This is a genomic window from uncultured Rikenella sp. (assembly GCF_910577125.1).
In the GTDB taxonomy this organism is placed as follows: Bacteria; Bacteroidota; Bacteroidia; order Bacteroidales; family Rikenellaceae; genus Rikenella.
The window spans coordinates 1-10520 of the sequence record NZ_CAJTMN010000068.1 but is presented as its reverse complement, the minus strand read 5'-3'; the positions used below and the strand labels follow the sequence as shown (position 1 = coordinate 10520).

The following is a 10520-nucleotide window of genomic DNA, read 5'->3' as shown; positions in this document are numbered from 1 at the left end:
CCGCCATGACGCGAACGCGTCGGCCGGGCGGGCCCCGCGTGCCCGCGGTGGGCAATTGGCTGGAGTAGCCCAACTCTTCGACCCGCTTTCTGTCCGCGCGCCTTGGGAAATCCAGTCAAAACACGCAAGCGAGTTTTGACGATTTCCCTTTTAAGGCGACGGCGCGCGGTTCGAACTTTGCCCTGGATAGAACTGCGCTCGGGCCGCGCGGGCCCCACGTCCCGTGGACGGGCAAAACTTCGTTTTGCTGCGGCTGTGTCAGCCCAATAGGGTAGAGGCGGCCATTTCGGCGTGCCCGGAGGCACTTTATTCCGAGAGGCAACGCAACTGGAAACCGTAGCCGCGGTTGCTTAAGAAGCTGGCATGGAAATATGTCACGTAGAAATGCAAGTACAGCCCCAGCGCCTCGTTGGCCGTAGAAGACCAACTGAAACCACAGTTCCCGGCACCGAGCAACGTGCCCGCATCCCAAAGGCGGTAGCCCGGGGCGGGGCCCAAGAGACGGTTCCTTTTCCTTCCCATAGAAGTCTCCCCGGGCCAACGGAAGCTATTTCTCGCCCCCGAAGAAGCTCGGCGCGATCGGCCGCATGTTGTAATTCGATGCCATGATGCTCCCGTACGCCCCCGTCGAGCGGATCGCAAGCACGTCCCCCCGGTGCGACTCAGGAAACTCGATCTCCCGCGCGAAGACATCCGACGACTCGCAGATCGGCCCCGCGATCGAGTAGCGCTTCATCGGTCGTTTGCCTTTTTCCGCCTCCGCCGTCAGGTTCTCGATCTCGTGGTGCGCATGGTACAGCGCCGGCCGGATCAGCTCCGTCATTCCCGCATCCACGATCGCAAAACGTCCCCCGCCCGCCGTCGTTTTGGTAAAGAGCACCCGTGTGATCAGCTCCCCGCACTGCGCCACGATCGAGCGCCCCAGTTCGAAATGCACCGTTTGATCTTCCCGCACCTTCAGGTGTTCGTGGAACGTGCGGAAATAGCCCGCGAAATCCGGAATCGGCTCCTCGTCCGGCCGCTCGTAATCGATTCCCAGTCCCCCGCCCATGTTGAGATGTCGGAGCGTCACCCCGCGCTCCTCGAACCACCGGGCGATCTCATTGACCCGCTCCGCCAGCTCCGCGAACGACTTCAGGTTGCGGATCTGCGACCCGATGTGGAAATGCAGCCCCACGATGCGGATATGCCGCAGCTCGTTCAGCCGGGCCAGCGCCTCGTCCACCTCCGTGTACGAGATGCCGAACTTGCTCTCCGCCTGCCCCGTCGAGATGTACCGGTGCGTCTCCGGCCGGACATCCGGATTGATCCGCAGCGCGACATTCACCTCCCGTCCCAGCCTCCCCGCCAGCCCGTCGATCACCTCCAGCTCCTGTAGCGACTCGCAGTTGAACGCGAAAATTCCCTGCTCGATCGCATATTCGATCTCCCCGTCGCTCTTTCCCACCCCCGCAAAGACGATTTTTTCCGGCGCAAAACCATTCTCCACCGCGCACCGCACCTCGTATCCGCTCACGCAATCCGCCCCCAGCCCGGCTTGCTGTATCTCCTCCAGAATCGGCCGCTCCACATTGGCCTTCATCGCATAGTGGATGTGGTACCCGTATCGGTTCGCCTCCTGCGCGGCGACGTCGAGCGTCCGCCTCAGCAGATCGAGATCGTAATAGTAGAAAGGCGTCGGAGGCACCGTCGCCCCCGACGTAATGGCATATTTTGACATAACAGGAATGTGCGGTCTAATTGTTAAAGCAATCGAACAGATGGTCGTTCAGCGCCTGGAGCGTCTGCCGTTTGTACTCCGTAGCCACCAGCAGCGCCATGCTCCGGTGGTTGGCCCCGTACGAGATCATCCGGATCGGCACCTCGCGGAGGCTCTGGAAGATGCGTGCCGCCAGTCCCGCATGCCGGTCGTCGATGCACCCCACGATGCAGACGATCGTATTGTCCCGGCTCACCTCCACCGAGCCGAACGGCCGGAGCTCCCGGATGATATCCTCCAGGTGGCACGTGCTGTCGATCGTCAGCGACACCTCCACCTCCGACGTCGTGATCATGTCGACCGGCGTGCGGTACTTTTCGAACACCTCGAACACCTTGCGCAGGAAGCCGTACGCCATCAGCATCCGCGCCGACGCAATCCGCACCACCGTAATCCCGTCCTTCGCCGCAATCGCGTGGAAATCCATCGCATTGTCCTCCGCATCCGAGATCAGCGTCCCCTCCGCCTGCGGCTCCATGCTGTTCTTGAGCCGCACGTTGATTCCCGCCTCCTTGCACGGCTGGATCGTCGCCGGGTGCAGGATCTTGGCCCCGAAGTAGGCCAGCTCCGCCGCCTCGTCGAAGCTCATCCGCCGGATCGGGAACGTACGGTCTACCACCCGCGGGTCATTGTTGTGCATCCCGTCGATATCCGTCCAGATCTGCACCTCGTCCGACCCGATCGCCACCCCCATCAGCGCCGCGCTGTAGTCGCTCCCTCCCCGTCCCAGGTTCGAGAGGTTCCCCGCCGCATCCGTGCAGATGAAGCCCTGCGCGATGTAGTAGATATCCTTGTCCGTCTCCGTCACCCGCGTCGTCAGCTCGCGCCGCAGACGCGCCATATCCGGTTTTCCCTCCCCGTCCGTGTGCATGAACTCCGGCGAGGTCAGCAGTTCCGCCCGGTGTCCCAGCTCCTGCATGTGGTGGCAGAAGATCGCGCTCGTCAGCAGTTCGCCCTGCGCCAGAATCAGCTTGTCCGACACCTCGCCCCGGTAGACGAACGTCTCGTCCGCGATCCGCGCCAGCACCCGCTCCATCCGCTCCCGTGCCGCATCGCGGTGGCTCTCCAGCAGCTCGTCGATGCAGGTCGAATACTTCGTGCGGAGCATTTCGAGCGTCTCGCGCACCGTATCCCGGTCTTCCGCCGCCGCAGCCGCCGCGATCCGCACCAGCGCATCCGTCGTTCCCGACATCGCCGACAGCACCGTCAGCCGTGCCCCCTCCGAAGTGATGATTTCCGCCACGCGGCGCATGTTGGCGGCCGACCCGACCGACGTACCGCCGAATTTCAGTGTTTTTATCATGAGTAGTGTTAAATGACGAACGAATCGTTAATTTTGTGTGGCGACCTCCGGAGAGATTCCGGCCGTCGCTGTCGGCTGCAAATTTAGCGGAATTGCCGCCTGAACGAGCACCGATGTGAGAAATTGAACGATAACGCCGAAATCTGTTAAAAATATGACAAGCATCCCGGTCGTCGTCGAGACCATCGTCCGTAAGCAGCCCTTTCTGGAGTACGCCCTGCTCGAAGGGATCGTCAACCTCTCGGCCCTGGCGCGGTGGCTGCGGCCCGAAGTCGAGCGGCAGGTCGAACGTCCCGTGAACGAAGGCGCCATCATGATGGCCCTCAAGCGGATGGGGTCGCGGCTCGAACTGCTTTCGAACATGCGTTTCCGGCGCGTGATCGGCCACCTCGGCGACGTCGTCGTGCGGTCGAACCTCGCCGACCTCACCTACCGCAACTCCCCTTCGCTGTTCCGGTGCCAGGCCCGCCTGCTCGAACACGTGCACGAGTCGAAAGAGGCCTTTTGCACCTTCTCCCAAGGCGTCGGCGAGACCGCCATCGTCCTGAGCCACTCGCTCGTCGCCGCCGCCGAAGAGATTTTCGGCAGCGAACGGCAGGTCGCCAAATCCGAATCCCTCTCGTCGATCACCCTCAAGCTGCCCGCCGAGAACAGCCTCTATCCCGGGGTCTACTACTATATTTTCAAAGAGTTGGCCTGGGACAACATCAACATGGTCGAACTCATCAGCACCACCAACGAATTCACCGTCGTTGTGCACGATGACGACATCCACCGCGCTTTCTCGATCCTGATGGACGTGAAGCGCGGCGCCGCTTTGTAACCGATTTTTTTCCCGTTGAAATGAAACCGAACTTCCAACAACTGCCGGCTACCCGGATTGTCGGGCCCGAGCCGTCGGAGATCCGTGCCGTCCGTTTCGACTCGCGCGCCGTCGAATCCGGCGACCTGTTCGTCGCCGTGCGCGGCACCGTGAGCGACGGACACGACTATATCGCCGCCGCTGTGGAGCGCGGCGCCTCGGCCGTCGTCTGCGAGACCCTGTCGCAGGGAGCGTTGAACCCGTCTGTCTGCTACGTCGTCGTGGAGGACAGCGCGGCAGCTTTGGCCGAGCTGGCCGGAGCCTTTTACGGACACCCCAGCCGGCAGCTCCGTCTTGTCGGCGTGACCGGCACCAACGGAAAAACCACTGTCGCTACCTTGTTGTACGACCTCTTTACGGCCTTGGGACACCGCTGCGGGCTGATTTCGACCGTCGTCTACCGCGTGGGCGACCGGCGGATCGATTCCACCCACACGACGCCCGATCCGCTGACCCTCAATCGGCTGCTGGCCGAGATGGTCGAGACCGGGTGCGACTACTGTTTTATGGAGGTCAGCTCCCACAGCGTGGTGCAGCAGCGGATCGGCGGCCTTCAGTTTGCGGGAGGAATTTTCACCAACATCACCCACGACCACCTCGACTACCACAAGACCTTTGCGGAGTACATCCGCGCGAAGCAGGCCTTTTTCACCCGGCTGCCCGGGGAGGCCTTCGCGCTGACCAATATCGACGATCGGAACGGCGAGGTGATGCTCCAGAACGCCTCGGTTCGTCGTCGGGCGACCTATTCGTTGCGCAACGCGGCCGATTATCAGTGCCGGATCGTCGAAGAGCTTCCGGACGGGATGCAGCTGTCGCTGGCCGGTCGCGACGTGTGGGTGCAGTTCATCGGGCGGTTCAACGCCTACAACCTGACCGCGATTTACGGCGCCGCCGTGGAGCTGGGGCAGGAGCCGGCCGAAGTGCTGCGTATCCTGAGCACCCTGCGTCCGGTGAGTGGCCGGTTCGAACAGATTCGGAGCGCCGACGGGCGTCTGGCCATCGTGGACTACGCCCACACGCCGGATGCCTTGCAGAACGTGATCGACACGATCAACGAACTGCGGAAGCCTGACGCCCAGCTGATTACCGTGGTCGGTTGCGGCGGGAACCGCGATGCGACGAAGCGTCCCGTGATGGCCCGGGTGGCAGCCGACGGCTCCTCCCGCGTGATTCTGACCTCGGACAACCCGCGGTTCGAGGAGCCGCAGGCCATATTGGACGAGATGCGTGCCGGTTTGGATGCCGTACAGTTGTCCCGGACGCTGACCATCGTCGATCGTCGGGAGGCGATCCGGACGGCGATCGCCCTGGCCCGGCCCGGCGACGTGGTGCTGGTGGCCGGTAAAGGACACGAGCCCTATCAGGAGGTCGCCGGCGTGCGCCACCACTTCGACGACCGCGAAGAGGTGACCGCCGCGTTCGCGTGACGGCGCGCGAACAAAGACTAAGGATTGCGGAGCCTAAGGCGTAGCGTAGCTAACTGAAAGTTCTTTGGGTACCTTTCTTTCAAGAAAGGTACGGTTCGAGGCGGCACAAAGCTCGACCGCGCGCCGCCGCCTAAAGAAGCGATTCTCTATTTTGACGGTGAGTCAAAATAGAAGGAATCGCGTGAGGCGCGCGACAAAGAGCTGGGTGCAGCGAACCAGTATAAGCGATACGCAGTATCGCTTATACTGCCGGGGCGCTCATCGGGCGTTTTGTTAGGGCTCTTTTTGCCTTATTGGCCGGCCGCCGCCCGCGCAGGGTAGTTCCATCCTGTTGGGGTAGAGGCTGCCAATTGGGAGTGCGGCACGCACCGCCCGCCCGCTTAAAGAGGGATTTCGCTCGTTTTGCGATGAGCAAAATCGAGATGAAATCCCTCTTCAAGCGGGCGACGGCTGAATCGCCCCGACGCGCGAAAAATTCTACCCGCGCGCCGCCGCCCCGGCGCGCGAACCAAGGCCGCACCGTTCACTTAAGCGGATGGACGATTCAAAAGATTGAAAACCAGAATGATGTAGGATGAGAAAGTTGTTGGCTCTTTTTCTGTTTTTGCCCGCCGTCGCCTCGGCGCAAGTTACTTGGCGGATGGCCGATCAGGCCGGCGCCTCCTATCGCACCGTCCCCGGCGTTCGGGAGACTCGCGCCGTGGATCTGACCGAAGCCGCCGCGTGGAGGAGACCTTTCGTGGTCGATTCTTCCGGTCAGTTTCGCCCCGCGGCCTCGTCCGGCTATACCTTCTGCGTCTGGGTGCGCGTGCCCGAAGGCAGTCGGCAGCCGAAAGGCGGCGCCGTCATCGCCACGACCGCCGATAAAGCGCGACACGAAGGCGGTTTCACCCTCGGCGCAGCGGATAACGGATCCTGGTACGCCGGTATGACCGATACCTCCGGTCTGAGCTTGTGGTACGAACCCACCGTCGAACGGCAGCCCCTGAACGACGGCCAGTGGCACCAGCTGGCCGTGACCTGCGACCGCCGGCGCGGCAAAGCCGCCTTCTACTACGACGGCTGTCAGACCGCCCTTTATAACCTGAAAGAGCTCGGTTCGCTCGACGGCTCCTTCCGGCTGCGCATCGGCGGCAGCGACGATTCCGAGTGGAACGCATTCAACGGCTGCGTCGATTTTGCCGTAGCCGACACGACCGTCTGGAGTCCCGCCCGTCTGTCCGCCGCATTCCGGAACGAGCGGCCGCAGGCGGTTCCGCTGACCGATCCGTTTTTGCCCCGGCGGCTCGACACCTTGCGGCTGATGGGCTTCAACATCTGGCACGGCGGGAACGAGACCGGTGCCGTCGCCGGGCCTCGGCGCGTGGCCGATATCATCCGCGAATCGGGCGCCGAAGTCGTCGGACTGATCGAGACCTACGGCTCCGGAGCCCGCATCGCCGATGAACTGGGGTACTACTTTTATCTCCACAGCTCGAACCTCTCGATTCTGAGCCGCTATCCGATCGTATCGGCCGAAGATATCTTCCATCCCTTCAACTGTTCGGCTGTCGAGCTGCGCGTCAGCGCCACCCAGACCATCCGTTACATCAACCTGTGGCTGCACTACCTGCCCTCGACCGACCGGCAGCTGCGTGATGGCGTCCCGGTGGATTCGATCCTCCGCGGCGAGTGGTCGACCCGGGCCTCGGAGCTGAAACAGATCCTCGCCGAAGCCACCTCCTCGGGATTCATTGGGGATGAGGTGCCGACCTTCGTCTCCGGCGACTTCAATATCGCCTCCCATCTGGACTGGACGCGGGCGACGAAAAAGCAGCACGGCGGATATGTCATTCCGTGGCCCACCAGCCGGCTGATGGAGGAGGCCGGATTCCGGGACTCCTTCCGCGAACGCTGGCCGAATCCCGTCACCCATCCGGGCAATACCTGGTCGCCCGTCTCGAAAGACGAACTCCAGTACCGGATCGACTTTATCTATTACTGCGGCCCGGGCGTCCGCGTCGTGGATTCGCGGATGATCGACACCCATCCCGTGCGCTTCCCCTCCGATCATGCCGCCCTGCTCTCCGTCTTTGCGCTGGATTGAGCGAGCGTCCGCTAATAAAGAAGTCGGGCGTATCCTCCGTAGAGGATACGCCCGCTTTTTCTCGCTATAAGGAGAAGGCCGCTATTCCACAATCACCTCGTCGCAGAACAGCCACGCGTCATCATGGCTATGCCACGCCGGCATCTTGCCGTGTCCCCGCGCGATCACCTTGATATAACGGGCCGTCTTACCGATATTCTCCTTAGAGACAGGCACCTTGTGCATCGGTTCATCCTTCGCCCCGCCCAGCTCGATTACTCCCAGCGACTCGAAGGCCGTCCCGTCCGACGAGAGCAGGTATTCCACCGACGTCGGCGGCACGATCCAGTCCCCCCGCGAGTGCAGGAACTGCGCCGTGATCCGTTCCACCGGCACCGCCGCTCCCAGGTCGATCACCGCCTCCAGGTCGTTGCCGATAAAGCCCTGCCACGCCGGATCCGCGAACCGCAACGCCCCCACACGACCGTCCGTCAGCGCCCCGTCGCCCCCGCCCGAATACTTCGTGTACGGCTTCAGGTAAGTTACCCCCGCGCCCAGTGCCTTGTGCGCCGCCACCTGCTGCTCCGTCACCCCGTAGCTTCGTCCGTCCGGCCCGAAGACCCGCGCCTTCACCACCCGCACATCGCTGATCTTCACCGGCTCCGTGTAAAGTGTCGACTCCGCCGTCGGCTCTGCCCCGTCCAGCGTATAGCGGATCACCCCCTCCGGAATGTGGTTGTTCATCGTCACCCGGAAACTCCGCGGGTCATCCGCGTCCTGCGCCACCGAGAAATCCATGTCCGGCACCACCTCCAGCAGGTCGAACCACGCCGTTCCCGCCGTCAGCAGCGTGATCGACGAATTCAGATACCGCGCCTCGCTCGCCGCCTTCGTGTAAGTCGCGCTCAGTTCGTACTTCGTCCATTTGTCCGTCAGCTCGAACTCCTGCGACGCGATGTTCCCCAAGTTGAGCCGGAACCGCATCTTTTCGCCCTTTTTCAGCCGGTTGATCGACGCCTCCGACGCCCGCGCCCACACCGTCATGATATAGCTTTTGCCCAGCTGGAGCGGCAGCGGGTAGAAACTGACCGACGCCCCCTCGCCCGATTTCGGCGTGATCATCCGCAGCGAGTGTCCCCCGTGGTACGCCACCCGCGAATCGATCGCATACGTCGCCCCCCGGTCTTTGCCGGCATTCCCGTAGACCGCCGCCGGCACATTGCCCGAGACGCTGTACTGCCATTCGAAGCTCGGGTCGATCAGCAGATTGCTCCCGCTGACCGGCCGGTTGTCGCCCGCATAGGCCTGTTTCTCCGCCGCATCGGCGAACATCCGGAGCACCTGTACCCCGAACGGCGCCAGCACCCCGTCGATCGTCCCGTTCACCACCTCCCGCACACTGTTGTCCGACAGGTCGTACGCCTTTCCGTTGAAAGCATCCGGCAGCACCAGCTTGTAAGCCGCCGTCTCCGGCCCCGGGTTGAGGAGCACCGCCACCGTTTGTTTTCCCAGCGTATACGTCCGAGTCTCCAACTTCGCCGCCGAAGCCACCCGCGGCGTCCGTTCCGTCCCCTGTTCGAAGAACGGCGTCAGCTCCTGGATTTCGCGGCACGTCTTGGCATAGGTCTCCCACATGAACTGATTTTTCGGGAACCCGTTGAGGCCGTGCCGGATAAACGACTGGAATCCCCGCGCCCCCTCCAGCGCCGCCCCCCACGTCATCATGCGGATTTCGGCCGGAGTCGGCTCGCGCGTCCAGAACTCCGCCCCTCCGAACGTCTGGGGTACGTACCAGATCGACTTTTCGTATTGCAGCTCCTCGCGCAGCCCCCGGATCGTGCCGATCACGTCCGAAGCCGACGAATTGGGCACCGGATAGGTGTCCGCCATGATGATGTCGCACGACGCGGCGTAGTGCCGTCCCGGCCCTGCCGACATAATGACCAGTGTGATCGGATGGTATGGGTCTTCGGCGCGGATAATGTCGTAAATCTCTTCCAAAGTCTCCGCCGAGATGCCCTGTCCCTCCGGCTCGTCGGCCACGTACCACGACAGGATGGCCGGATGGTCTTTCAGTGCCCGAATCTCCTCGCGCAGCAGCTCCATTTTCTTGGCCTTGTCTGTGGATGCGGCCTTGGCGCCCCCGCCGCCGCCCGCGATGCTCAGCAGGTTGTAGTTCACCCGCATCCCCAGCTGCGCCGCCCGGTCGAGATAGGCGATCCGCTCCTTGCGCGGCTGTTTGCCGATGTTCTGATACGGCGAGATGAGGTTCATCCCCCTCACCGCCTCCTCTTCGGCCAGCGTCGGCTGCACCGGCGAGTAGCAGTAGAAGCCGCTCGGAATCACCGGCAGCCCCTCGGCCCGCACCACCCCCGTGAGGTAGTCGATCTGCACCCCGTTGTCCTTATGCGGCAACCGGGTGAGCCTCACCGAGTAGGTGCTGTCCCCGACGCGCACCCGCAGCGTGTTATCTCCCGTCTTCAGTGCGTCGAGGGGCAGGGCATAGGTTTTGTTGCCATGCCGGGTCAGCGTCACCGTTGCATCGCTGCCATCGAGTACAGCTCGTCCGGGCACCTGTTTCCCGGTGACGATGATCGTCGCGACCGAGTCTCGTTCCGTGAAGTAGTTCATCCGGGGCTGCACCTTGATTTTCGGAGCAGCCGTTCCCGTGCCTCCGCATACCGTCAGGGCCGCGAGCGCAGCGCATAAGAATGGTTTGTTCATGAGTTAGTTGAAGTTGGATTAGTTGGAGGAACAAAGTTATGTTTTCCTTTCGAAAAGACGAGCCCGTCGCGCGGGAAAAGACAGAGTCTTGCGGCGCCGTGAGGCGCGCGAGCTGAGAATTGGGCTGAGTTGAAAAGTGGAAATGCGCAGCATTTCCCGTCCACGCACCCGTTGGGTGTTTTGTTAGGGTTCTCTTTGTCTTACTAAGTGGGGCCCGCGCGGCCCGAGGGCAGTTCTGTCCGGTTAGGGTAGAGACGGTCCTGTCGGAGTGCCCGAAGGCACCGCGCGCCGCCGCCTTAGGAAGCGATTCAACTGTTTCGGCTCACGCCGAAACAGTTGAATCGCCCGGCGCGCGAACAAAGAACGGTGCGAAGATT

General features: G+C 62.6%; 7 protein-coding genes. 3 read left to right on the top strand and 4 right to left on the bottom strand.

Annotation, left to right across the window (positions count from 1 at the left end):
• Positions 1 to 306 precede the first annotated feature (306 nt).
• The 3 genes from QZ292_RS07570 to QZ292_RS07560 are packed head-to-tail and all read right to left on the bottom strand — an operon-like array spanning position 307 to position 3062.
• Positions 307 to 522 carry a hypothetical protein gene (locus tag QZ292_RS07570; RefSeq protein WP_294600124.1) on the bottom strand — a complete coding sequence of 72 codons (216 nt, stop codon included), beginning with the start codon at positions 520 to 522 and terminating at the stop codon, positions 307 to 309.
• Positions 523 to 547: 25 nt separating this feature from the next.
• The gene (gene lysA / locus QZ292_RS07565; RefSeq protein ID WP_294600121.1) at positions 548 to 1720 is read right to left on the bottom strand and encodes a diaminopimelate decarboxylase; all 1173 of its coding nucleotides are present in this window, start codon (positions 1718 to 1720) and stop codon (positions 548 to 550) included.
• Between the two features lie 16 nt (positions 1721 to 1736).
• Entirely contained in the window at positions 1737 to 3062 is a 1326-nt protein-coding gene (locus QZ292_RS07560; RefSeq protein WP_294600118.1) for an aspartate kinase, read from the bottom strand.
• Positions 3063 to 3216: 154 nt separating this feature from the next.
• On the opposite strand from QZ292_RS07560, the gene QZ292_RS07555 reads away from it, so the two are divergent.
• The 3 genes from QZ292_RS07555 (at position 3217) to QZ292_RS07545 (ending at position 7440) form a co-directional block, all read left to right on the top strand.
• Positions 3217 to 3885, top strand: a complete 669-nt coding sequence (locus QZ292_RS07555; protein ID WP_294600115.1) for an aspartate kinase — start codon at positions 3217 to 3219, stop codon at positions 3883 to 3885.
• A gap of 20 nt (positions 3886 to 3905) precedes the next feature.
• On the top strand, positions 3906 to 5354 hold the full coding sequence (locus tag QZ292_RS07550; RefSeq protein ID WP_294600112.1) for a UDP-N-acetylmuramoyl-L-alanyl-D-glutamate--2,6-diaminopimelate ligase: 1449 nt from the start codon (positions 3906 to 3908) through the stop codon (positions 5352 to 5354).
• Between the two features lie 574 nt (positions 5355 to 5928).
• Positions 5929 to 7440, top strand: coding sequence for an endonuclease/exonuclease/phosphatase family protein (locus QZ292_RS07545; protein ID WP_294600109.1), 1512 nt, complete (start codon positions 5929 to 5931; stop codon positions 7438 to 7440).
• Between the two features lie 81 nt (positions 7441 to 7521).
• Here QZ292_RS07545 and QZ292_RS07540 read toward each other — a convergent pair whose 3' ends face one another.
• Positions 7522 to 10143, bottom strand: a complete 2622-nt coding sequence (locus tag QZ292_RS07540) for a chitobiase/beta-hexosaminidase C-terminal domain-containing protein (protein ID WP_294600106.1) — start codon at positions 10141 to 10143, stop codon at positions 7522 to 7524.
• Between the last annotated feature and the right edge of the window lie 377 nt (positions 10144 to 10520).